The 24,281-nt window shown below is 55.7% G+C and carries 21 protein-coding genes and 1 riboswitch; of the genes, 12 read left to right on the top strand and 9 right to left on the bottom strand.

Annotated elements, in window-relative coordinates; translation table 11 throughout:
* Positions 1 to 32 precede the first annotated feature (32 nt).
* Positions 33 to 797, top strand: a complete 765-nt coding sequence (locus PZBJ_RS08635; RefSeq protein WP_101762132.1) for a DedA family protein — start codon at positions 33 to 35, stop codon at positions 795 to 797.
* On the opposite strand, the gene thiQ is transcribed toward PZBJ_RS08635, so the two are convergent.
* The 4 genes from thiQ to sgrR form a co-directional block, all read right to left on the bottom strand.
* Positions 794 to 1,495, bottom strand: coding sequence for a thiamine ABC transporter ATP-binding protein ThiQ (thiQ, locus tag PZBJ_RS08630; RefSeq protein WP_101762131.1), 702 nt, complete (start codon positions 1,493 to 1,495; stop codon positions 794 to 796). The two genes, PZBJ_RS08635 and thiQ, sit on opposite strands and share 4 nt — an antisense overlap.
* Positions 1,479 to 3,065, bottom strand: a complete 1,587-nt coding sequence (gene thiP / locus PZBJ_RS08625) for a thiamine/thiamine pyrophosphate ABC transporter permease ThiP (RefSeq protein WP_101762130.1) — start codon at positions 3,063 to 3,065, stop codon at positions 1,479 to 1,481. The genes thiQ and thiP overlap by 17 nt, the downstream gene beginning before the upstream one ends.
* Positions 3,065 to 4,051: a thiamine ABC transporter substrate binding subunit gene (thiB, locus tag PZBJ_RS08620; RefSeq protein WP_101762129.1), complete on the bottom strand. Its 987-nt coding sequence runs from the start codon at positions 4,049 to 4,051 to the stop codon at positions 3,065 to 3,067. Before thiB ends, thiP begins: the two co-directional genes overlap by 1 nt.
* A gap of 46 nt (positions 4,052 to 4,097) precedes the next feature.
* Positions 4,098 to 4,193: riboswitch (TPP riboswitch) on the bottom strand.
* A 35-nt stretch (positions 4,194 to 4,228) separates the two neighbouring features.
* Positions 4,229 to 5,890, bottom strand: a complete 1,662-nt coding sequence (gene sgrR / locus PZBJ_RS08615) for an HTH-type transcriptional regulator SgrR (RefSeq protein WP_101762128.1) — start codon at positions 5,888 to 5,890, stop codon at positions 4,229 to 4,231.
* Between the two features lie 254 nt (positions 5,891 to 6,144).
* Between sgrR and PZBJ_RS08610 the strand changes: the two genes are divergently transcribed.
* A complete protein-coding gene (locus PZBJ_RS08610) occupies positions 6,145 to 7,332 on the top strand; it encodes an MFS transporter (protein WP_101762127.1) in 1,188 nt (395 codons plus the stop codon).
* Between the two features lie 36 nt (positions 7,333 to 7,368).
* Here the strand turns inward: PZBJ_RS08610 and leuD are convergent, their stop codons facing one another.
* The 5 genes from leuD to leuL all read right to left on the bottom strand — a co-directional run bounded on the left by leuD (position 7,369) and on the right by leuL (position 12,222).
* Positions 7,369 to 7,974, bottom strand: a complete 606-nt coding sequence (gene leuD, locus PZBJ_RS08605; RefSeq protein WP_101762126.1) for a 3-isopropylmalate dehydratase small subunit — start codon at positions 7,972 to 7,974, stop codon at positions 7,369 to 7,371.
* A 3-nt stretch (positions 7,975 to 7,977) separates the two neighbouring features.
* A complete protein-coding gene (gene leuC, locus PZBJ_RS08600) occupies positions 7,978 to 9,384 on the bottom strand; it encodes a 3-isopropylmalate dehydratase large subunit (RefSeq protein WP_101762125.1) in 1,407 nt (468 codons plus the stop codon).
* A gap of 4 nt (positions 9,385 to 9,388) precedes the next feature.
* A complete protein-coding gene (gene leuB, locus PZBJ_RS08595) occupies positions 9,389 to 10,480 on the bottom strand; it encodes a 3-isopropylmalate dehydrogenase (RefSeq protein ID WP_101762124.1) in 1,092 nt (363 codons plus the stop codon).
* A 2-nt stretch (positions 10,481 to 10,482) separates the two neighbouring features.
* A complete protein-coding gene (gene leuA, locus PZBJ_RS08590) occupies positions 10,483 to 12,045 on the bottom strand; it encodes a 2-isopropylmalate synthase (protein ID WP_101762123.1) in 1,563 nt (520 codons plus the stop codon).
* A gap of 93 nt (positions 12,046 to 12,138) precedes the next feature.
* Positions 12,139 to 12,222: a leu operon leader peptide gene (leuL, locus tag PZBJ_RS24505; protein WP_099686952.1), complete on the bottom strand. Its 84-nt coding sequence runs from the start codon at positions 12,220 to 12,222 to the stop codon at positions 12,139 to 12,141.
* A gap of 732 nt (positions 12,223 to 12,954) precedes the next feature.
* Between leuL and ilvI the strand changes: the two genes are divergently transcribed.
* The 10 genes from ilvI to mraY all read left to right on the top strand — a co-directional run bounded on the left by ilvI (position 12,955) and on the right by mraY (position 24,281).
* Positions 12,955 to 14,679: an acetolactate synthase 3 large subunit gene (ilvI, locus tag PZBJ_RS08580; protein ID WP_101762122.1), complete on the top strand. Its 1,725-nt coding sequence runs from the start codon at positions 12,955 to 12,957 to the stop codon at positions 14,677 to 14,679.
* A gap of 2 nt (positions 14,680 to 14,681) precedes the next feature.
* Entirely contained in the window at positions 14,682 to 15,173 is a 492-nt protein-coding gene (ilvN, locus tag PZBJ_RS08575; protein ID WP_008108620.1) for an acetolactate synthase small subunit, read from the top strand.
* Positions 15,174 to 15,370: 197 nt separating this feature from the next.
* Complete coding sequence (gene cra / locus PZBJ_RS08570) at positions 15,371 to 16,381, top strand: catabolite repressor/activator (RefSeq protein ID WP_101762121.1); 1,011 nt, start codon at positions 15,371 to 15,373, stop codon at positions 16,379 to 16,381.
* 489 nt (positions 16,382 to 16,870) lie between these two features.
* On the top strand, positions 16,871 to 17,329 hold the full coding sequence (mraZ, locus tag PZBJ_RS08565; RefSeq protein ID WP_007885013.1) for a division/cell wall cluster transcriptional repressor MraZ: 459 nt from the start codon (positions 16,871 to 16,873) through the stop codon (positions 17,327 to 17,329).
* A 2-nt stretch (positions 17,330 to 17,331) separates the two neighbouring features.
* Positions 17,332 to 18,273 (top strand): 16S rRNA (cytosine(1402)-N(4))-methyltransferase RsmH, encoded by a 942-nt coding sequence (gene rsmH, locus PZBJ_RS08560; protein ID WP_101762120.1) that lies wholly within the window; start codon positions 17,332 to 17,334, stop codon positions 18,271 to 18,273.
* Positions 18,270 to 18,590: a cell division protein FtsL gene (ftsL, locus tag PZBJ_RS08555; protein WP_101762119.1), complete on the top strand. Its 321-nt coding sequence runs from the start codon at positions 18,270 to 18,272 to the stop codon at positions 18,588 to 18,590. The genes rsmH and ftsL overlap by 4 nt, the downstream gene beginning before the upstream one ends.
* A 16-nt stretch (positions 18,591 to 18,606) precedes the next feature.
* Positions 18,607 to 20,373, top strand: a complete 1,767-nt coding sequence (locus PZBJ_RS08550; RefSeq protein WP_008108616.1) for a peptidoglycan glycosyltransferase FtsI — start codon at positions 18,607 to 18,609, stop codon at positions 20,371 to 20,373.
* A complete protein-coding gene (gene murE / locus PZBJ_RS08545) occupies positions 20,360 to 21,847 on the top strand; it encodes a UDP-N-acetylmuramoyl-L-alanyl-D-glutamate--2,6-diaminopimelate ligase (RefSeq protein ID WP_101762118.1) in 1,488 nt (495 codons plus the stop codon). The genes PZBJ_RS08550 and murE overlap by 14 nt, the downstream gene beginning before the upstream one ends.
* The gene (gene murF / locus PZBJ_RS08540) at positions 21,844 to 23,205 is read left to right on the top strand and encodes a UDP-N-acetylmuramoyl-tripeptide--D-alanyl-D-alanine ligase (protein ID WP_101762117.1); all 1,362 of its coding nucleotides are present in this window, start codon (positions 21,844 to 21,846) and stop codon (positions 23,203 to 23,205) included. Before murE ends, murF begins: the two co-directional genes overlap by 4 nt.
* Positions 23,199 to 24,281 carry a phospho-N-acetylmuramoyl-pentapeptide-transferase gene (gene mraY, locus PZBJ_RS08535; RefSeq protein WP_007888613.1) on the top strand — a complete coding sequence of 361 codons (1,083 nt, stop codon included), beginning with the start codon at positions 23,199 to 23,201 and terminating at the stop codon, positions 24,279 to 24,281. Before murF ends, mraY begins: the two co-directional genes overlap by 7 nt.

The raw sequence follows: 24,281 nt of genomic DNA, 5'->3' as shown, positions 1-24,281 counted from the left end.
AATCCAGCCTCTATATTCCGCAGAGGATATTTATGGAAGCCTGGATTCAACACCTGTTTTCGCAATCGCTGGAGTACGCGCTGATCGCTGTGGCGCTGGTGACCTTCCTTGAGTCGCTGGCCTTCGTGGGATTGCTGTTGCCGGGCACGGTATTAATGGCCAGCCTTGGGGCGCTGGTCGGAAGCGGACAAATTGGTCTTTACCCTGCGTGGGCGGCCGGATTCGTTGGCTGTTTAATTGGCGATTGGGTCTCCTACGGCATCGGCTGGAAGTTTCAGGGGCCGCTGCATCGCTGGAAATATCTGAAAAAGTACAAGGGTTTGCTGGATAAAACCGAGCATGCGCTGCATCAACACAGCATGTTCACCATTCTGGTGGGGCGATTTGTCGGCCCGACGCGTCCGCTGATTCCCCTAGCAGCGGGCATGCTGGAGTTGCCGGTGCGCAAATTCCTGCCGCCTAACCTGATTGGCTGCATTCTCTGGCCGCCCGCGTATTTGATGCCGGGCATTCTGGCGGGCGTGGCAATTGATGTACCACAGGCCGCGCAGGGCGGCAGCTTTAAATGGCTGCTGTTGCTGGTGGCGCTGCTGCTGTGGATCGGTGGCTGGTTGCTGTGGCGCTGGTCGCGCAGCGGTAAAACGGTGGATTGGGCGACAAAGTATCTGCCTGCATCGCGTTTGCGCTGGCTGGCACCGCTGATGGCGGCGATTGGCCTGGGCGCGTTTATCGCAATCCAGTTCCATCCGATGATGCCAATCTTCCGCCACCTGCTGTGGAAAGTTTTCTTCGCTTAACGCGCTGTCACGCCAAGGATGGCGGCCGCGGCACTTTCACCGCGCACCAAACTCTCTGTACTGCCATCCCAATAGATGCGCCCGTCGACGATCACCAAACTGCGCGGCGCAATCTGCTGAGCATCTTCCAGGCTGTGCGACACCATCAACAAGGTGATGTTGCGGTTTTCGCATACCGAACGTACCAGCTGCAGCATCTCGTTGCGCAGCGCCGGATCCAGCGCTGAGAAGGGTTCATCCAGCAGCAAAATCGGTTGATTGCGCAGCAGGCAACGCGCCAATGCCACGCGCTGACGCTGGCCACCGGAAAGCTGACCAGGCAAACGCGTGAGCATCGCCTGCAAGCCGGTTTGCTCGGCGATATCCACCACTTGCTGCTGCTGTTCGCGCGTCAATTTCAGGCCCGGATGTAAGCCCAACGCCATGTTTTGCTGCACCGTGAGATGCGGAAACAGATTGTTCTCCTGGAACAGCATGGAAACCGGGCGCGCCGACGGCACGCTGTGGGTATGATCAACGCCGTTCATCACCAGCGCGCCTTGATTGATCGGCAAAAAGCCGCCAATCAGACTCAGTAAAGTACTTTTCCCCGCGCCGCTCGGACCGAGGATCGCCAGACGTTCACCCGCCTGCGCCGCAAAACTGAAGCGCATCGGCAGATGCTGATAAAGGTAAGTGAGGTTATTCAGTGTCAGCATGGCGACCCGGTAATTTTTCCATCAGAGTAAAAAGTAGTAAGCAGAGCAGCAGCAGCAGGAGTGCGGTGACGGCACCGTCCGCACCGCGATAGGCGCCAATCTGTTGGAACAGATAGAAGGGCAGCGTGCGGAAATCGGCGCTGCCAAACAGCGCGACCACGCCGAAATCGCCAATCGACAGCACGCAGGCAAACGCCAGCGCCTGAGCAATCGGGCGTTTCAGCGCGCGCAGCTCAATCAGCCGCAAGCGGTTGAAACCGGAGATGCCGAGTGAAGCGCAGAGCTGGCTGTAACGGGCGTTGATATCGCGCATCGGATTCTCCAGCACTTTCATCGCATAAGGAATGGCGATCAGGGCGTTAGTGAAGATCACCAAACCATCGGCGCGCTGCGGCAACCCCACGGTGGCGTTGAACAGCAGAAAGAAACCGCTCGCCAGTACAATGCCCGGCATCGCCAGAATCAGCATGCCGCTCATCTCCATCGCCTGCGCGGCGACTCTGTTCTGGCGCTGCCGCAGTTCGCGGCTGCTCCACAGCAGCATCATGGTCAGCAGCACGCAGAGCACGCCGGCGCCTACGGCAATACGCAGCGAGGTAAAGGTGGCTTGCCACAGCGCCGCTTGTTGCAGCGCACCGGCAACGCCGCCGCGCAAACCATCGACGATTAATGCCGCCAGCGGCGGTAACAGCAGCAGCAGCGCCAGGCCAATCAGCAACGTATCGCTGATGCGCGCCTGCCATGAATCCTGCGGATCGCGCCAGCCGCGAATGCTCTGGCTGCCGGTGGGAATGGCTTTGCTAAAGCGCTGGCTCAGCAGCACCAGCAGCAAACAGCAAGCGAGCTGTAACAGCGCCAGCAGCGCCGCGCGGCCCGGATCGTAATCGAAATTCAGCGCCTGATAGATCGCCAGTTCCAGCGTGGTCGCTTGTGGTCCGCCGCCCAGCGCCAGCACCGTGGCGAAGCTGGCGAAACAGAGCATAAAGATCAGTGCCGCCGTCGGCAGAATCTGACGGCGCAGCCACGGCCACTCCAGCAAGCGAAACAGATTCCAGCCGCGCAGGCCAAGCTGGGCGGCGACCTGGCGCTGCTCGCCGGGAATGTTCTCCAATGCCTGTAACAGCAGGCGCGTCGCCAGCGGCAGGTTAAAGAAGACGTGCGCCAATAGAATGCCCTGCAGGCCATACGGCGAAAAGTGGTAGTCAAAGCCGATGGTCGCGCACAGTTGTGCCAGCCAGCCGCTGCGACCGTACACGCTGAGCAAGCCAAACACCGCCACCAGCACCGGCAGCACCAGCGTCATGGCGCACAGACGTAGCAACAGATTGCGTCCCGGAAAACGGCGGCGATAGAGCGCGCGCGCCAGCAGGATCGCGGGCAGCACCGAAAGCAGCGCCGACAGCAGCGCCTGCTCAAACGAGAACAGCAGCACATGATGCAAATAGCTGTCGTCGAGTAGCGCGCGCCAGTCGGTGGCCGGAGCGACCACCACCAATGCGCCAAACGCCAGCAGCGCCACCGCGCACAGCAACAGCGCGATGGCGCTACCGGGAATCAACCAGCCGGGCATTAACGGCTAACGGCGCGTTGCCATGCGCTGATCCACGCGGCGCGATGGTCGGCGACTTCGGCTGGCGTGAATTGCAACGCCTTCGCGGGCACCTGCAACGTTTGATAACCGGCTGGCAGATCGCTTTTGATCACCGGATACATCCAGTTGCCGGTAGGAATGGTCTGCTGGAAGGCCGGAGAAACCATAAACTGCATGAACTGCTGCGCCAGCTTAGGCTGTTTGCTGCTGGCGAGTTGCGCGGCGACTTCCACCTGTAAATAGTGGCCTTCGCTGAATTCGGCCGCGGCGTAGTTCTCTTTCTTCTCTTCGATGATGTGATAAGCCGGAGACGTGGTGTAGCTCAACACCAGATCGCCTTCACCTTTCAGGAACAGGCCGTAAGCTTCGCTCCAGCCTTTAGTGACGGTAACGGTTTTTTGCGCCAGCTTCTGCCACGCATCAGCTGCGTTATCGCCATACACTTTTTGCATCCACAGCAGCAGGCCAAGACCCGGCGTGCTGGTACGCGGATCTTCATAAATCACGCGCCATTTTTCCGGGCTTTCGACCAGCTCTTTCAGGCTTTTCGGCGGGTTCTTCAGTTTGTTTTTATCGTAGACGAAAGCGAAGTAGCCATAATCGAACGGGATAAAGGTTTGATTGTTCCAGCCATCCGGCAGTTTTAAGCTGCGGGTATCAATACTGCTTTTGGCAAACAAGCCGGTTTTCTCCGCCGCCTGCACCAGATTGTTATCCAGCCCCAGCACCACATCGGCTTTGCTGTTTTTACCTTCCATGCGCACGCGATTGAGCAGCGATACACCATCTTCCAGCGCCACATACTTCAATTCGCAGTCGCACTGCGCTTCAAAGGCTTTTTTTACCGCCGGACCGGGGCCCCAATCGGCAGAGAACGAATCGTAGGTGTAGACGGTCAGAACCGGTTTAGCAGCGAAAGCCGGTGCCGCAACCAGCAGTAACACAGGCAGAACTTTGTTTAACACTTTGCGCTCCTTGAGGAGAAGAGATGTTGAGTCGCAAAGGATCTGAGGCGTGAGGCATCTCAAATCCCTACGCCGGTATTAGCCGGATCAGGTTCGACGGGTTTCTCTCAGCCCTGATATCAAGGCACCCCGTTGAGAACGGCTCATTCTAGACATTTATATGACAGCGCGAAAGGATCACAGCTCCGGTGGTGCAAACCAGGCTGATTTGAAGTCAAACCAGCCGAGCGTATTCAGCCGCACGCCGCGCATACTGCGTTGCCCTTCCAGCAGCAGCCAGTGATGGAACAGCGGATGCAGATAGTCGCGGTCGATCAGCTGTTTGCTCCATTCCGCCAGCGGTAACGCTTTCTGCCGCCAGCGCGCGGCATCGGCTTGCCAGTCAATCGGAATGCAGTGATGCATCAACGGCAGCTCGAACAGTTGCGCGAACAGCGCGTACTCAAGCGGCAGGGTAAAGTTGACGCTGCCGAGCCAGATATCACTTTCACCTTCGCCCTCGAACCACGCTTCGTAGCTCACGACACGAGTAATTAGCTCAACACCTTGCTGCGCCAGCAGCGGTCGCAGCGCGTTAGCGATACCTTCATGCTCAACGTGATGGCTGTACCAGCTCAGCGTCAGCTGAGTTAAGCCTGCCGGTTTATCGGCGGAGGTAAGATCGCGGCGATGGTGCCAACGCGGCAGCAAGCCATAAGCCGGGAACCAGTAACGCTGATAGCCGACGCCAGCATGATTCAGTAAGGCGATGGGATTAAACAGATAGCTTACCCAGCGGCGGAAATGCGCATCGCGGCCCAACTCGGAGCGCTGATCGTACAGCAGGAAGTAGCAGCCTTCTTCCAGACGACTTTCTTCCGATTTTTCATCGGCGATTTCGCCCTGCAACTTGACTCCGGCATACACCAGCTCGTCGCTGATCTCCGGCAGCACCCAAATCGACACATCGTCAATCAGCGCGCGATAGCCAAAGTAATCATCAAAGGCGGCGATTTTCAGCTGCGTTTGCTGATTGCGCACCACGCTGTACGGACCGGTGCCAAGCGGCTGGCGGGCAAACTGGCGCAGCGTGGGCCATTCGCGCGGCAGGATCATCGCGCTGACGCTGGCCAGCAGCCACGGCAACCAATCGTCCGGCTGGCTCAGATGGATATCCAGCGTCCAGGGCGCGGGCGAATCCAGTTTACTGATGTGAGAAAACAGCGGCTGGCTGCGCACGCGCTCCAGCGAAGCAATCACATCCGCCATTTCCAGTTCACGGCCATGATGAAAACGAATCGCCGGGCGCAGGAAGAAACGCCACTGCAGCGGCGAGGTTTGCTGCCAGTGATGGGCGATATCGGGTTCGATTTCCCCCTTTTCCTCATTTATGCGCATCAGGCCGTTGAAAATTTGTCGTGCCAGATGGGTTTCCGAGCGGCGCAGCGGCGAACCGGGCAGCAAATTGGGCAGCGGGCGATAATAGAGCACGCGCAGGATGTGTTTACCCTGGCGGAAGCTGCGGCCTAAATGTGCCGCAATCATCTGGCGCACCTGGTTTTTATCGCCCACCAGCTGCACTAACTGTTCGATACGATCTTGTTCCAGCAGATCCTCGGCGCGCTGCTGCTGGAGCGCCAGGCCGGTGTAGCAAAAACTCAGCATTGAGCGCTTGCCACGTCCCGCTTCTGCCTGCCAAATCAGCCAGCCTTCGCTTTGCATGGCGTTGAGCAGGTTACGCATATGGCGACGCGAGCAGTGCAGCAGATCGGCCAGCTCGCTGAGCGTGGTTTCCTGATCCTGCCCCTGACAGCTTTGCCATAGGCGGATAAATTGCTGCTGCAGACGTGAAGAGGACATAAAAGGGGAACTCCTTGTCAGAATCGCTCAGTTTTTCCTGCCTCATATTAGAGGCATACTGCCCGGCAATGGAAGAGCGGGAGGCATTCAGTAATGAATGGCGCTCTGCCAGCGGTTCCGCCGACGTGGAACCCCTTTCTGAGTAGGGTGCATTTTCACCGCCAGCAGCGCTTTATCTGCTGGCTTTTTTCGTTTTGCTGTAGAATCTTCTACCCTCATTTCTCTACCTTTTTTATTCGCAAAGGGATTTCTGCATGAAATCGCTGTTAACGCGTCAACGTCGCATCAATCCGGTCTACCTCTCGTTTATGGCGGTGTCGTTTATGACCGGCGTGGCCGGTGCACTACAGGCGCCGACGCTGAGCCTGTTTCTGACGCGCGAAGTACAGGTAAGTCCGTTCTGGGTCGGCTTGTTCTTTACCATCAATGCGATCGCGGGGATTGTGGTCAGCCTGCTGATGGCGAAACGCTCCGATAATCAGGGCGATCGCCGCAACCTGATTCTGTTTTGCTGCCTGATGGCCACGCTGAATGCGCTGCTGTTTGCCTTCAATCGCCACTATTTAACGCTGGTGACGCTGGGCGTGTTTTTGTCGGCGCTGGCCAGCGTGTCGATTCCGCAGGTGTTCGCCCTCGCGCGGGAATATGCCGATCAGTCGGCGCGTGAAGTGGTGATGTTCAGCTCGGTGATGCGTGCGCAGCTGTCGCTGGCGTGGGTGATCGGGCCACCGCTGTCGTTTGCACTGGCGCTTAATTACGGTTTTGTGACGCTGTTTTGCGTGGCGGCGGGGATTTTCCTGCTAAGCATGCTGCTGATCTGGCGCACCTTGCCCTCGGTGCCGCGCGTGGTGGCATCGCCTGAAGAGGTGCTGACGCAGCTGAGCCCGTGGAAGGACAGTCAGGTGCGGTTGCTGTTTATCGCCTCCGTCACCATGTGGGCGTGCAACACCATGTATATCATTGATATGCCGCTGTATATCAGTACCACGCTTGGCCTGCCGGAGAAGCTGGCGGGATTGCTGATGGGCACCGCCGCCGGGCTGGAGATTCCGATCATGCTGCTGGCTGGCCATTACGCGCGGCGCACCGGCAAACGCAACCTGATGCTGCTGGCGCTGGTGGCGGCGATGGTGTTTTATCTCGGATTGGTGATGTTCCAGTCGCGGACAGCGTTGATGGTGCTGCAACTTTTTAATGCCGCGTTTGTTGGCATCATCGCCGGAATTGGCATGTTGTGGTTCCAGGATTTAATGCCGGGCCGCGCAGGTGCGGCGACGACGCTGTTCACCACCTCAATTTCCACCGGCATGATTATCGCTGGCATCATTCAGGGCACCATGAGCGAACGCTTTGGTCATGAGTCGGTTTACTGGCTGGCGTTGGGGCTGGCGGTGCTGGCGTTGGGATTGGCGTCGCGCGTGCGGGATGTGGTTGATAGATAGCAAAGAGAAGGGCGACAGGATGTCGCCCTTGTTGCCTCAGCGTAAGAACGCGGGCTGATTGGTCTCGTAGCTGGAGATAGACGCTTCGTGTTGCAGCGTCAGGCCAATGCTGTCGAGGCCGTTGATCATGCAGTGACGGCGGAAGCTGTCGATTTCGAAGCTATAAGTCTTATCGCCTGCGGTTACAGTTTGCGCTTCCAGATCCACGGTGAAGGTGATGCCCGGCTGCGCGGCAACCAGTTTGAACATCTCATCCACTTCTTCATCGCTCAGCTTCACCGGCAGCAGCTGGTTGTTAAAGCTGTTGCCGTAGAAAATGTCGGCGAAGCTTGGCGCAATCACCACATGGAAGCCGAAGTCGGTCAGCGCCCAGGGTGCGTGCTCACGTGATGAACCACAGCCAAAGTTCTCACGCGCCAGCAAAATGCTGGTGCCTTTGAACTCCGGTTTGTTCAGGACAAAGCTGGCGGTTGGCACGGTGCCCGCATCATCTTCAAAACGCCAGTCGTGGAACAGATGCGCGCCAAAACCGGTGCGCGTCACTTTCTGCAGGAACTGCTTTGGAATAATGGCATCAGTATCGACGTTGGCCGCATCCAAGGGCGCCACAATGCCGGTGTGTTGAGTAAATTTGTTCGCCATGGCTTACGCTCCCTGAGTCAATTCACGAATGTCGGCAAAGCGACCGGTTACGGCAGCCGCAGCAGCCATTGCCGGGCTCACCAGGTGAGTACGTCCACCGCGGCCCTGACGGCCTTCAAAGTTACGGTTGCTGGTTGATGCGCAACGTTCGCCTGGATTGAGGCGGTCGTTGTTCATGGCCAGACACATGGAGCAACCCGGTAAACGCCATTCAAAACCGGCTTCGAGGAAGATTTTGTCCAGACCTTCGGCTTCGGCTTGTGCTTTTACCGGACCCGAACCTGGCACCACCATCGCCACCACGCCCGGCGCCACTTTACGGCCTTTGGCAATCGCAGCAGCGGCGCGCAAATCTTCAATACGTGAGTTGGTGCAGGAACCGATAAACACTTTATCGATCGCCACGTCAGTCAGTTTGATGCCGGGCTGCAGATCCATGTAAGCCAGCGCTTTCTCTGCTGAGGCGCGCTCAACCGGATCGGCAAAGGATTGTGGATTCGGAATCGCTTGATCTACCGCCATTACCTGGCCTGGATTGGTGCCCCAGGTCACTTGCGGAGCGATATCTTCCGCGTGCAGCGTGACGATGCTGTCGAATTTGGCATCGCTGTCAGACTTCAGCGTGCGCCAGTAAGCGACCGCTTGTTCCCACTGCTCGCCCTTCGGCGAGAACTGCTTGTCTTTCAGATAATTGAAAGTGGTGTCGTCCGGCGCGACCAGGCCCGCTTTGGCGCCCATTTCAATCGCCATATTACACAGCGTCATGCGGCCTTCCATGCTCAGCGCTTCGATCGCGGGGCCACAGAATTCGACAACGTGACCGGTACCGCCAGCGCTGCCGGTTTTACCGATAATGGCCAACACAATGTCTTTGGCGGTAATGCCTGGCGCCGCTTCGCCCAGCACTTCAATCTTCATGGTCTTCGCGCGGCCCTGTTTCAGGGTTTGCGTGGCAAACACGTGCTCAACTTCGGAAGTACCGATACCGAATGCCAGCGAACCAAACGCGCCGTGCGTGGCGGTGTGGGAATCACCGCAGACGATGGTCATGCCCGGCAACGTCATACCTTGCTCTGGCCCAATGACGTGCACGATGCCCTGGAATGGGTGATTCAGGTCATACAGCTGAATGCCGAACTCAGCACAGTTTTTCATCAGCTCTTGCATCTGAATACGCGCCATCTCGCCAGACGCATTGATGTCTTTGGTCTGCGTCGAAACGTTGTGATCCATGGTGGCGAAGGTTTTCGACGGCTGACGCACTTTGCGCCCGTGCGCACGCAGACCATCAAAGGCCTGCGGCGACGTCACTTCATGGATCAGATGGCGATCGATATAGAGTAACGGCGTTTCGTTCGGGGTTTCGTTAACGACATGTGCATCAAATAACTTCTGATATAAGCTTTTCATTTTATTATTTTTCCTCGGCGATGAAACCGGCAATGATGCTGCCCATCTCATCTGTGCTCACGGCTTTGCCGTCACCGGCCAAATCACGGGTGCGATAACCCGCTTCCAGCGCACGGCTCACGGCGCGTTCAATACTTGCGGCGGCTTCATCCGCATTCAGGCTGTAACGCAACAGCAGTGACAGCGACAGAATCTGCGCAATCGGGTTAGCGATGTTCTGACCGGCGATATCCGGTGCGGAACCGCCCGCTGGCTCAAACAGGCCAAAACCTTCTTCATTCAGGCTGGCGGAAGGCAGCAAGCCCATTGAACCGGTAATCATCGCGCATTCATCTGACAGAATGTCGCCAAACAGGTTAGAACACAGCAGCACGTCAAACTGTGATGGATCTTTAATCAGCTGCATGGTGGCGTTATCGATGTACATGTGGCTCAACTGCACATCCGGATAATCTTTTGCCACTTCGTTCACAATCTCGCGCCACATGACGGAAGTCTGCAAAACGTTGGCTTTGTCGATTGAGGTGACGATGTTGCGGCGCTTACGCGCGGATTCAAACGCGATACGCGCGATGCGCTCGATTTCGAAACGGTGATAAACCTCAGTATCGAAAGCGCGCTCGTGCGGGCCGCTGCCTTCGCGGCCTTTTGGCTGACCGAAGTAGATGCCGCCGGTCAGTTCACGCACGCACAGGATGTCGAAACCGCGTCCGGCGATATCGCTACGCAGCGGGCAGAACGCTTCCAGGCCTTTATACAGCGCAGCAGGGCGCAGGTTGCTGAACAGCTTGAAGTGCTTACGCAGCGGCAACAGCGCACCGCGCTCGGGTTGCTGCGCAGGTGGCAGATGTTCCCATTTCGGGCCACCTACGGAGCCAAACAGAATTGCATCTGCCTGCTCTGCGCCAGCAACGGTAGCCGGTGGCAGCGGTTCACCATGACGATCGATGGCGATACCGCCAACATCATATTCGCTGGTGGTGATACGCATGTCGAAACGCGTACGAATTGCATCGAGAACTTTCATGGCCTGCGCCATCACTTCCGGACCAATTCCGTCGCCTGGCAATACCGCGATATGAGAAGACTTAGACATAGTTACACCGTTTCCTTCTGATCTTTAAATTTACGCTGCAGTTCTTTTTCCACCTGCTTAGCACGCCAAATATTGTTCAACGCGTTCACCATCGCTTTCGCCGATGATTCGACGATATCGGTCGCCAGGCCAACGCCGTGGAATTTACGACCGTTGTAGTTGACCACGATATCGACCTGACCCAGCGCGTTCTCGCCGTGGCCTTTCGCCGTCAGCTTGTAGTTAATCAGCTCAGCTTCAAAGCCGGTGATGCGGTTGATTGCCTGATAGACCGCATCAACCGGACCGTTACCGGTTGCGGCGTCGGCTTTGGTCTCTTCACCGCAGCCCAACTGCACGGAGGCCGTTGCGGTTACGCTGGAGCCGGTCTGCACGTTGAATTCGTTGAGCTCGAAATATTCTGGCTCTTCGTTCTGCTTGTTGATAAAGGCCAACGCTTCCAGGTCGTAATCGAACACCTGACCTTTCTTGTCGGCCAGCTTCAGGAAGGCGTCGTACAACGTGTCGAGGTTGTAATCGGACTCTTTGTAACCCATCTCTTCCATGCGGTGTTTCACCGCAGCGCGGCCAGAACGGGAAGTCAGGTTCAGCTGGATTTTGTGCAGGCCGATAGATTCTGGCGTCAGGATTTCGTAGTTTTCGCGATTCTTCAGCACGCCGTCCTGGTGAATACCGGAAGAGTGGGCGAAGGCGTTAGAACCGACCACCGCTTTGTTGGCTGGAATCGGCATGTTGCAGATTTGGCTCACGGTTTGGCTGGTGCGGTAGATTTCCTGATGATTAATGTTGGTGTGGACGTTCATGATCTGCTGGCGGGTTTTGATCGCCATAATCACTTCTTCCAGCGCACAGTTACCGGCGCGTTCGCCTAAACCGTTCAGCGTACCTTCAACCTGACGCGCACCGGCCAATACCGCAGCGATGGCGTTGCCGGTCGCCATACCCAAATCGTCGTGGGTATGAACCGACAAGATGGCTTTATCGATATTTGGAACGCGTGCCACCAATTGGCCAATGATGTTGGCGTATTCGCCTGGCAAGGTGTAGCCGACGGTGTCCGGAATGTTGATGGTGGTTGCACCGGCATTGATCGCGGCTTCAACCATGCGGCACAAATCGTCGATTGGCGTACGCCCGCCATCTTCACAGGAAAACTCAACGTCGTCGGTATAGTTGCGGGCGCGTTTGATCATGTGCACTGCGCGTTCAATCACTTCTGGCAGTGTGCTGCGCAATTTGGTGGCGATGTGCATCGGCGAAGTCGCGATGAAGGTGTGAATACGGAACGCTTCAGCCACACGCAGTGATTCGTATGCGGCGTCAATGTCCTTCTCAACGCAGCGTGCCAGTCCGCAGACGCGGCTGTTTTTAATGGTACGAGCGATGGTTTGTACGGATTCAAAATCGCCTGGAGAGGAAACGGGGAAGCCCACTTCCATTACATCCACGCCCATACGTTCCAACGCCAGAGCGATTTGCAGTTTTTCTTTAACACTCAGGCTGGCCTGTAAAGCCTGTTCGCCATCACGCAGAGTGGTATCGAAAATAATAACTTGCTGGCTCATCGTAATCTTCCTTATGCGTTAACTTTGCCGGTGCTACGAGCATAAAAAAACCCGCGCATTGGCGCGGGTTTCTTAAACTTCTGCAGGTTCGAATCAGTTATTGATTCCGCCCACGAGTCTACCGCGCAAACTGGATGCGTTTAGTAGTAGACCGAGTAGGCGGAAAGAATGAAACATGAGTCAAACCTCGTAAATTGAGTGCTGCACATATTGGTACTGGAATTGACGTGTGAAGTCAACCTTAAGTACAAGGGTATTTCTGTGAAGTCAGAAGGGCGATGTGCTGTGATTTTTCGGCTGCGCAGAGCAATGACATTAATTAGCAACAGAATAAGTGAATCCATCCACTTAAAAAATCGTTTAGAAAATAGAATTTATTTTAAATATTTGATAATTAACATCTTAAGTTGATAATGCGCATTGCTGATAAAACAAGATTAGGCTTGTTGTTAAGAAGAATATGATGTGATCAGGCCGTTTTATAGATAATCACGCCAGAAAGTAATTATCACAAAAGATTGTGGACTGAGTGGTCAGGCAATATGAAAATCATATTTCTTAGAACACGCTGCAAATAATCTATAAACCAGCATTTTCCTCTGTGGTTATGACGAAGCATTAGTTTAATCCTCGCAGGCAATAATCACGCATCAGTGCCTTTATTGCCGGATCGGGCGCGACGTGGCGTCCTGGCGTTTGCAGGGCGGGTTGTCTGCGGTTATGGTAATCGACCTACTCTCATATAATTAACTCAAGTAGATTCCCTGTACCTGGAAGGTGGACAGAACGTCGCCTTCTGAGCATAAACATAAGGTTTTGATCTTAATTGGCGATCGGGGGCCGGATATCAGTGGCGTGCGGGAAACGCGAACGTCAGTGGATTCAGTCCCTCAAGCCTGGAGGCAGAAAATGGAGATGTTGTCAGGAGCCGAAATGGTCGTCCGTTCGTTAATCGATCAGGGCGTTAAGCAGGTATTCGGTTATCCGGGCGGAGCGGTGCTCGATATTTACGATGCGCTGCAAACGGTCGGTGGTATTGACCACGTATTGGTCCGTCATGAACAAGGCGCGGTGCATATGGCCGATGGCCTTGCGCGTGCGACCGGTGAAGTGGGCGTGGTGCTAGTGACTTCCGGTCCGGGCGCCACCAACGCGATTACCGGTATTGCAACCGCCTATATGGATTCGATCCCGATGGTAATTCTTTCGGGTCAGGTGCCTTCGTCACTGATTGGTTACGATGCGTTCCAGGAGTGCGACATGGTCGGCATCTCCCGCCCGGTGGTGAAGCACAGCTTCCTGGTGAAAAACGCCGAAGAGATCCCAACCGTGTTGAAAAAGGCCTTCTGGCTGGCAGCAAGCGGTCGCCCGGGACCGGTGGTGATCGATCTGCCAAAAGATATCCTGAATCCCGCCAACAAACTGCCGTACGTCTGGCCGGAAACAGTGAGCATGCGCTCATACAATCCGACCATTCAGGGCCATAAAGGACAAATCAAGCGCGCGCTGCAAACGTTACTGGCAGCACACAAGCCGGTGATTTACGCCGGCGGCGGCGCGATTATGTCGGGCTGCGAAGCCGAGCTGCTGCAGCTGGCAGAGCAACTGAATATTCCGGTAACGACCTCGCTGATGGGCTTGGGCGTGTTCCCTGGCACACATCGTCAGTGTGTCGGCATGCTGGGGATGCACGGCACTTACGAAGCCAACATGACCATGCACAATGCCGATCTGATTTTCGGTATTGGCGTGCGCTTCGACGACCGCACCACCAACAATCTGGCGAAGTACTGCCCGAACGCCACCATCATGCATATCGATGTCGATCCGACGTCGATCTCCAAAACGGTCAGCGCCGACATTCCAATCGTTGGCGATGCGAAGCAGACGCTGGCACAGATGCTAGAGCTGCTGGCGCAAAGCGATGCGAAGCAGGAACTTGATAGCCTGCGCGACTGGTGGCAGACCATTGATGGCTGGCGCGGTCGCAAGTGCCTGGAATTCGATCGTACCAGCGACAAAATCAAACCGCAGGCAGTCATCGAGACCATCTGTCGTTTGACCAAAGGCGAAGCTTACGTGACGTCTGACGTTGGTCAGCATCAGATGTTTGCCGCACTTTACTACCAGTTCGACAAGCCGCGTCGCTGGATCAACTCCGGCGGCTTAGGCACCATGGGCTTCGGCTTGCCTGCAGCGTTAGGCGTGAAGATGGCGCTGCCGGATGAGACGGTTATCTGCGTGACCGGCGATGGCAGTATCCAGATGAACATTCAGGAGCTGTCGACCGCGTTGCAGTACGATTTACCGGTGCTGGTATTAAACCTCAACAACGGCTTCCTCGGCATGGTTAAGCAGTGGCAGGACATGATTTACTCGGGCCGCCACTCGCAGTCCTACATGCAATCGCTGCCTGACTTCGTGCGTCTGGCCGAAGCGTATGGGCATGTGGGCATTTCCATTGCGCATCCGGCGGAGCTGGAAGAGAAGCTGCAGCTGGCACTGGATACGCTGGCGAAAGGCCGTCTGGTGTTTGTCGATGTAAACATTGACGGCAGCGAGCACGTTTACCCGATGCAAATTCGTGGTGGTTCGATGGATGAGATGTGGCTGAGCAAAACGGAGAGGACTTAATTATGCGTCGTATTTTATCGGTTCTGCTGGAAAACGAATCCGGCGCATTGTCCCGCGTAGTGGGGCTGTTCTCTCAACGTGGCTATAACATCGAAAGCCTGACTGTGGCACCGACCGATGATCCCACCTTGTCACGCATGACCATTCAAACGGTCGGCGACGAGAAAGTGCTGGAGCAGATTGAGAAGCAGCTGCACAAGCTGGTGGACGTGTTACGTGTCAGCGAGCTGGGTCAGGGCGCTTACGTTGAGCGTGAGATCATGCTGGTGAAAATCCAGGCCAGCGGTTACGGCCGTGAAGAAGTGAAGCGCAGCGCGGAAATTTTCCGTGGGCAGATTATCGATGTCACGCCAACGCTTTACACGGTTCAGCTGGCAGGCACCAGCGATAAACTCGATGCGTTTCTCAACACCGTGCGTGACGTGGCAGAAATTGTCGAAGTGGCGCGCTCAGGAATTGTGGGTGTGTCGCGCGGCGATCGCGTGATGCGTTAATCACCCAAAGTAACGATTTCATCTGATTCTAACCCGGCGAAATGCCGGGTTTTTTTATTTTATGCGCTTAACCAGGATGCGAGAGAAAAGCGGTTGCTCGGCGTAGTGTTCTGCGGTTAGATGTTACAAATGTTTTACCCATAGCTACTCTGCGGATATTTTCGTCAGCGCTGGCTTATCAGAATTAAGGTGTCACCGTGAAACTGGATGAAATTGCGCGCCTGGCAGGCGTGTCGCGCACCACGGCCAGCTATGTAATTAATGGCAAAGCGCGGCAGTATCGTGTCAGCGAAAAAACCGTCGAAAAAGTGATGGCGGTGGTGCGTGAACACAACTATCACCCCAATGCCGTCGCGGCTGGGCTGCGCGCCGGGCGCACACGTTCGATTGGCCTCGTGATCCCCGATCTGGAAAACACCAGTTACACGCGCATTGCGAATTATCTGGAGCGTCAGGCGCGTCAGCGCGGCTATCAGCTGCTGATTGCCTGCTCAGAAGATCAGCCAGACAACGAAATGCGCTGCATCGAGCATCTGTTGCAGCGCCAGGTTGATGCCATCATTGTTTCAACTTCACTGCCACCAGAGCATCCGTTCTATCAGCGTTGGATCAACGATCCGTTACCGATTATCGCGCTGGACCGTGCGCTGGATCGTGAACACTTTACCAGCGTAGTGGGTGCCGATCAGGATGATGCGCAGGCGCTGGCGGCTGAATTGCGTCAGCTACCGGTGAAAAATGTGCTGTTCCTCGGCGCGCTGCCTGAGTTGTCGGTCAGCTTCCTGCGTGAGTTAGGTTTCCGCGATGCGTGGAAAGATGATGAGCGGCCAATCGATTACATCTACTGCAACAGTTTCGATCGGGCCGCCGCTGCGGCGCTGTTTGAGAAGTACCTCGAAGATCATCCGATGCCGGAGGCACTGTTCACCACGTCGTTTGGGCTGCTGCAGGGCGTAATGGACATTACGCTGAAGCGTGATGGGCGCCTGCCGACAGATTTAGCGATCGCCACCTTTGGCGACCATGAATTGCTGGATTTCCTCGAGTGCCCGGTGCTGGCGGTGGGGCAACGTCATCGCGACGTCGCTGAGCGCGTGCTGGAACTGGTGTTAGCCTCGCTAGATGAACCACGTAAACCCAAGCCTGGTTTAACCCGTATCCGTCGCAATTTATTCCGCCGCGGACAATTAAGTCGCCGCTCTAAATGAAATGCTGGGCAGTTCGCTGCCCAGCATTTATTAATCCTGTCGATATTTTGAAACCTTAGGGCGTAAATAAGCGTAAATAATCGCCACTCCAGCTAACAATTTAACCTTGCTGACTTTTCTTAATTGTTTACATGTTCACCAGTGAGGCGCGGCAGAGCTGGCGCGATGATGCTGGGCTTCCTTTCAGAAATCCCCTAAAATGCCGCCGCTGTCGCAGATTGCGGGGCAATTATATTTTTGCGCTGGAGCGCTTTATTTTTCACCATTTTTCCTCGTGCAGAAATTTTTATTCAATTATTCATCAGGTTAATTTTTTATTTTACGAATCCATGTCGATTAATTCCCTCATTGATTAATTTCACCCGATGTAAATAGTGATATTCACTTGCCGTTGCGGCTTGACAAGGATTTCATCGGCTCCGTAAACTCGTTTCGTGGTAAAAAGTGGGATAAAGTGGTGAAAACGGGTGATTGAGGGGTAAGGCTGGCATGTTCCGTGGAGCAACGTTAGTCAATCTCGACAGCAAAGGACGATTAGCAGTACCAACGCGCTATCGAGAATTGCTTGTCGCAGAGTCTCAGGGGCAAATGGTATGCACCATTGACCTCCACCAGCCATGCCTGCTGCTTTATACCCTGCCCGAATGGGAAATCATTGAGAAAAAGCTGTCTCGCTTATCCAGCATGAATCCTGCCGAGCGTCGCGTACAGCGACTGCTGTTGGGACATGCCAGTGAATGCCAGATGGATAATGCGGGTCGTTTGTTGTTGGCGAACACGTTACGTCAACATGCCGGCCTGACCAAAGAAGTGATGCTGGTTGGACAGTTCAATAAGTTTGAGCTGTGGGATGAACAGACCTGGTATCAACAAGTTAAGGATGATATTGACACAGAACAGTCGGCTCAGGAGCCTTTATCTGAGCGGTTGCAGGACTTGTCGCTATAGCTATGCAGGAAAATTTCAAACACACCACAGTGCTGCTGGATGAGGCGGTAAACGGCCTCAATATCAGGGAAGACGGCATTTATATTGATGGCACTTTTGGTCGCGGCGGTCACTCGCGCTTAATCCTTTCGCAGCTTGGTGAGAAAGGGCAACTGATAGCGATTGATCGCGATCCGCAAGCGATAGCCGCAGCCGCTGAGATAAACGATCCGCGCTTCTCGATCGTCCACGGGCCGTTTTCGGCTTTGGCAGAATACGTTGAAGAGCGCGGGCTGACCGGCAAGATAGATGGCGTTCTGCTCGATCTGGGCGTCTCTTCTCCGCAACTGGATGATGCCGAACGTGGCTTCTCCTTTATGCGTGATGGGCCACTGGATATGCGTATGGATCCAACACGCGGGCAATCGGCCGCCGAATGGCTGATGAGCGCAGAGGAGGCGGATATCGCTTTCGTGATCAAGACCTACGGTGAAGAGCGTTTCGGTAAACGGATTGCGCGCGCCATCGTAGAGCGTAACCGCGACCAGCCGATGACACGCACCAAAGAGCTGGCGACGGTGATTGCCGCCGCAATGCCCGTCAAAGACAAATTTAAGCACCCGGCAACGCGTACTTTCCAGGCGATTCGTATCTGGATCAACAGTGAGCTGGAAGAGATCGATACCGCGCTGAAAGGGGCCTTGTCGGTTCTTGCGCCAGGCGGCAGGTTGTCGATCATCAGCTTCCACTCACTGGAAGATCGCTTAGTGAAGCGTTTTATGCGCGATCAGAGCCGCGGTCCTCAGGTACCAGCAGGCATTCCGATGACGGAGTCGCAGCTTAAAGCCTTAGGCGGTCGTGAGCTGAAAACGCTGGGCAAATTGATTCCTGGCGAAGCCGAAGTGAACGAAAATCCACGTGCGCGCAGTTCGGTATTGCGTATCGCGGAGCGAACGGCCTCATGATTGGCAACGAGCGCCACAGCTTACCCGGTGTCATTGGTGGGGACTTGCTGCGATTTGGCAAGATTCCGCTGTTGCTGTTGATCGCGGTGTTGGTGTCCTCGGTAATGGTCGTGACCACCACGCATAAGACGCGCCTGTTAACGGCGCAGCGTGAACAGCTGGTGCTGGAGCGTGATGCGCTCGATATCGAATGGCGCAACCTGATTCTTGAAGAGAACGCACTGGGCGATCACAGCCGTGTAGAGCGGATAGCAACCGATAAACTGCAAATGCAGCATGTTGATCCTTCGCAGGAAAATATTGTGGTGCAGAAATAAGGAATCGCAGAACTCAATGAGTGGCGCAGGCAAAACGCTGAAGTTAAAAAAACAAGAAGATAAGGCCAGCTTTGTAAGCTGGCGCTTTGCGTTACTGTGCGGGTGCATTTTACTGGCGCTGGGCGGACTGCTGTCGCGCGTAGCGTGGCTGCAGGTGATCAACCCTGACAAGCTGGTGAAAGAGGGCGATTTGCGTTCGCTGCGCGTGCAATCGGTGCCAACCGCGCGCGGTATGATCAGCGATCGTGCCGGTCGTCCGCTGGCGGTGAGCGTGCCGGTGAATGCGATCTGGGCCGATCCGAAAGAGCTGACCGAACACGGCGGCGTCTCGCTGGATAGTCGCTGGAAAGCGCTGTCGGATGCGTTATCGATTCCGCTCGATCAGCTTGCTGCACGTATCAATGCCAACCCGAAAGGGCGCTTTGTCTATCTGGCGCGTCAGGTGAATCCAGCGATTGGCGAGTATGTGAAAAAGCTTAAGCTGCCGGGCATCTATCTGCGTGAAGAGTCGCGCCGCTACTATCCGGCGGGCCAGGTGACCGCGCACCTGATTGGTTTCACCAACATTGATGGCCAGGGCATTGAAGGCATCGAAAAAAGCTTCGATAAATGGCTGACCGGCGCACCGGGTGAACGTACGGTGCGTAAAGACCGCAACGGCCGCGTCATTGAAGATATCTCCTCGGTAGATAGCCGCGCCGCGCACAACCTGACGCTAAGCATTGATGAACGTCTGCAGGCGCTGGTGTACCGCGAACTGAATAATGCCGTGGCGTTCAACAAAGCCGAATCAGGCACCGCGGTGCTGGTGGATGTAAACACCGGCGAAGTGCTGGCGATGGCGAACAGCCCCGCTTACAACCCGAATAATCTCAGCAACACGCCGAAAGACGTGATGCGTAATCGCGCTATTACCGACATCTTCGAGCCAGGTTCCACCGTGAAACCGATGGTGGTGATGACGGCTTTGCAGCGCGGTGTGGTGAAAGAGAACAGCGTACTGAATACCGTGCCGTACCGCGTCAATGGTCATGAGATCAAAGACGTGGCGCGCTACAACGAATTGACCCTTACCGGGGTTTTACAGAAGTCGAGTAACGTCGGGGTTTCACGTTTGGCGTTAGCGATGCCCTCCTCAGCACTTGTAGATACTTACGCGCGCTTTGGACTGGGTAAACCGACCAATTTGGGGCTGGTCGGGGAAAGTAGTGGCTTATACCCTCAAAAACAACGGTGGTCTGACATAGAGAGGGCCACCTTCTCTTTCGGCTACGGGCTAATGGTAACGCCGTTACAGTTAGCGCGAGTCTACGCAACCATTGGCAGCTACGGCATCAATCGCCCGCTGTCGATCACCAAAGTTGACCCGCCAGTGGCGGGTGAACGCGTTTTCCAGGAAGACCTGGTGAAAACGGTGATGCACATGATGGAAAGCGTTGCGTTGCCTGGCGGTGGTGGGGTTAAAGCCGCCATCAAGGGCTATCGCATTGCCATCAAAACCGGTACCGCTAAGAAAGTTGGACCGGATGGACGTTACGTCAACAAATACATTGCTTATACCGCAGGCGTTGCGCCTGCCAGCCGTCCTCGTTTTGCGCTGGTGGTGGTGATCAACGATCCCCAGGCCGGTAAATATTATGGTGGTGCGGTTTCAGCACCGGTGTTTGGCGCCATCATGGGCGGCGTATTGCGTACCATGAATATCGAACCTGATGCGCTGCCAACAGTTGATAAGAACGAGTTGGTGAAGAATAGAAGTGAGGAATCAAGTGACAGATCGTAACCTGCGCGACTTACTGGCCCCGTGGGTGCCGGGTGCGCCGGCGCGTCCACTCCGTGACATGACACTAGATAGCCGCGCGGCGGCTTCTGGCGATCTGTTTATCGCCGTGGCGGGCCATCATGCTGATGGACGTCGTTTTATTCCGCAGGCTATTGCACAAGGCGTAGCGGCAGTGATTGCCGAAGCCGAAGGCGAAGCCAGCGATGGAGATATCCGCGAGATGCATGGCGTCCCGGTTATCTATCTGGCGCAGTTGCAGCAGCGTCTCTCTGCACTGGCCGGACGCTTTTATCAGCAGCCTGCAAGCAAACTGAAATTGATTGGTGTTACTGGCACTAACGGCAAAACCACCACCACGCAACTGATGGCGCAGTGGGCCAATCTGCTCGGTGAAACCGGCGCAGTGATGGGCACGGTAGGCAATGGCCTTTACGGTCAACTGGTGGCAACCGAAAACACCACCGGTTCTGCGGTGGATGTGCAGCATGTGCTGAATGATTTAGTCGGGCAGGGCGCAACCCTGACGGCAATGGAAGTCTCCTCACACGGTTTGGTGCAGCATCGCGTTGCCGCCTTGCCGTTTGCGGCCGCGGTATTTACTAACCTGAGCCGCGATCACCTCGATTATCACGGTGATATGGAGAGTTATGAATCCGCTAAATGGTTACTGTTCTCTGAGCATCAGGTCGCTGAAGCCATCATCAATGCTGATGATGACGTGGGACGTCGCTGGCTGGCAAAATTGCCGGATGCGGTAGCGGTCACCATGGAAGACAATCTGCAATCGGGCTGTCATGGCCGCTGGCTGAAAGCTACGGCGGTGGATTATCACGACGGCGGTGCGCATATTCAGTTCAGCTCCAGCTGGGGCAACGGCGAGTTTGATAGCCGCCTGATGGGCGCTTTTAACGTGAGCAACCTGTTGCTGGCGCTGGGTACGCTGCTGGCGCTGGATTACCCGCTTGATGCGCTGGTTGCCACTGCACCGCAGCTGCAGCCGGTGTGTGGTCGCATGGAAGTATTCACTGCGCCAGACAAACCTACGGTGGTTGTCGATTACGCTCACACGCCTGATGCACTGGAAAAAGCGCTGGAAGCGGCGCGTCTGCATTGTAAAGGCCAGCTGTGGTGCGTGTTTGGCTGCGGTGGCGATCGTGACAAAGGCAAACGTCCGCTGATGGGCGCGATTGCTGAGCAATTCTCCGACATCGTCGTGATCACCGACGATAATCCGCGCAGCGAAGAGCCGATGGCGATTGTGAATGACATTCTCACCGGCTTGCTCGATCCGGGCCGCGCACGCGTGGTTTCCGGTCGTGCGCAGGCGGTCACCAACGCCGTGATGCAAGCCGGCGCCGATGACATCGTGTTGGTGGCCGGAAAAGGCCACGAAGATTATCAAATCATTGGCAACCGCCGTTTGGATTACTCCGATCGCGACACCGTCGCCCGTTTGTTGGGGGTGATGGCATGATTCCCGTTTCTCTCAATACGCTGGCCGAAATCAGCGGCGGTCAACTGCACGGCGCGGATTTAACCCTTGCCGATGTCACCACCGATACCCGCAAAGTCACCGCCGGCAGCCTGTTTGTGGCGCTGGTGGGTGAACGTTTTGATGCTCACGATTTTGCTAACGATGCCATTGCCAACGGTGCGCAGGCGCTGCTGGTCAGTAAGCTGCTGCCGGTTTCTGTACCGCAGGTGGTTGTGGCTGATACGCGGATTGCTTTTGGGCAACTCGCCGCGTGGGTACGCCAACAGGCGAACGCTCGCGTGGTTGCGCTGACCGGTTCATCCGGCAAAACCTCGGTCAAAGAGATGACCGCCGCGATTTTGCGTCAGTGTGGCGAAACGCTTTACACGGCCGGCAACCTGAACAACGACTTCGGTGTACCGATGACGCTGTTGCGTCTCACCAAAGAGCATGCTTACGCGGTGATCGAGTTAGGTGCCAACCATCAGGGTGAAATTGCCTACACCACCGATCTGGTGCGTCCGGAAACTGCGCTGGTGAATAACCTTGCTGCTGCCCATCTGGAAGGCTTTGGCTCGCTGGCGGGTGTGGCGAAAGCCAAAGGCGAAATTTTTGGCGGCTTGCCGGTACACGGTACCGCCATCGTCAACGCTGACAGCAACGATCTGGCCAACTGGCAATCACAGTTTGCAGATAAAACCTTGTGGCGCTTCTCGCCGCGGCCGATGGCTGATGCAGAGTTCCGCGCCAGCGAAATCGTGCTGCGAGCCGATGCCACGCTGTTCACGCTACATACGCCACGCGGTGATATCGCCGTGGAGCTGCCGCTGCCGGGCCGTCATAACATCTCGAATGCGTTAGCCGCTGCAGCGTTGGCATTGTCAGTAGATGCGCCGCTGTCGGCGATTCAAGCTGGCCTTAAAACCTTGCAGGCTGTTCCTGGTCGACTGTTCCCGATTCGACTGGCGGCCAATCAACTGCTGCTGGATGACAGCTACAACGCCAATGTCGGTTCTATGACTGCCGCCGCACAGGTGCTAGGCGATATGCCGGGCTACCGCGTGATGGTAGTGGGCGATATGGCTGAATTGGGTGATGAAGCCGAACTGTGTCATCGCCAGGTCGGCGATGCGGCCAAAGCGGCAGGTATCGATCGCGTGCTGAGCATTGGGACTCTGAGCCAGCTGATTGGCGAAAACAGCGGTAAAGGCGAGCATTTCGCCACAAAAACCGCGCTAACTGAACGTTTACGCACATTGCTGTCCGAACATCAGGACATCACTATTTTGGTTAAAGGTTCACGTAGTGCCGCCATGGAGCAGGTAGTACAGAGCTTACAGGAGAAAGGAACATGCTAGTCTGGCTGGCCGAACATCTGGTCGCATTTTATTCCGGCTTTAACGTCTTCTCGTATCTGACGTTTCGCGCCATTGTCAGCCTGCTGACCGCCTTGTTCATTTCTCTGTGGATGGGCCCGCGCCTGATTGCCTGGCTGCAGAAGCTGCAGATCGGTCAGGTGGTGCGTAACGACGGTCCAGAGTCACACTTCAGCAAACGCGGCACGCCAACCATGGGCGGCGTGATGATCCTCACCTCAATCACCATTTCGGTGCTGATGTGGGCCTATCCGTCTAATCCATATGTCTGGTGCGTACTGGTGGTGCTGGTCGGTTTTGGCATCATCGGCTTTGTGGATGACTATCGTAAGGTGGTGCGCAAAGACACCAAAGGCCTGATCGCGCGCTGGAAATATTTCTGGATGTCAGTGATTTCGCTGGCGGTTGCGTTCGCGCTGTTTATCGCCGGTAAAGATACGCCTGCAACGCAGCTGGTGGTGCCGTTCTTTAAAGACGTGATGCCGCAGCTGGGCCTGTTCTACGTGGTGCTGGCCTACTTCGTGATTGTCGGTACCGGCAACGCGGTTAACTTAACGGATGGTCTTGATGGCTTAGCCATTATGCCAACGGTGTTCGTGGCCGCAGGCTTTGCGCTGGTGGCGTGGGCGACCGGTAACGTTAAGTTTGCCGAATATTTGCACATTCCTTATTTACGGCACGCGGGCGAATTAGTGATTGTCTGCACCGCGATTGTCGGAGCCGGACTCGGATTTTTGTGGTTCAACACCTATCCAGCGCAAGTGTTCATGGGCGATGTCGGCTCATTGGCGCTGGGTGGTGCGCTCGGCACTATCGCCGTGCTGCTGCGTCAGGAATTCTTGCTGTTAATCATGGGCGGCGTGTTTGTGGTCGAAACGCTGTCGGTGATTCTGCAGGTGGGATCGTTCAAGCTGCGCGGTCAACGCATTTTCCGCATGGCACCGATTCACCATCACTATGAATTGAAAGGCTGGCCGGAGCCGCGCGTCATCGTGCGCTTCTGGATTATTTCGCTGATGCTGGTGCTGATTGGCCTGGCAACGCTGAAGGTACGTTAA

The organism is Pantoea endophytica, from assembly GCF_002858935.1.
Classification (GTDB): Bacteria; Pseudomonadota; Gammaproteobacteria; order Enterobacterales; family Enterobacteriaceae; genus Pantoea; species Pantoea leporis.
This window is presented reverse-complemented; position numbering and strand designations above follow the sequence as displayed.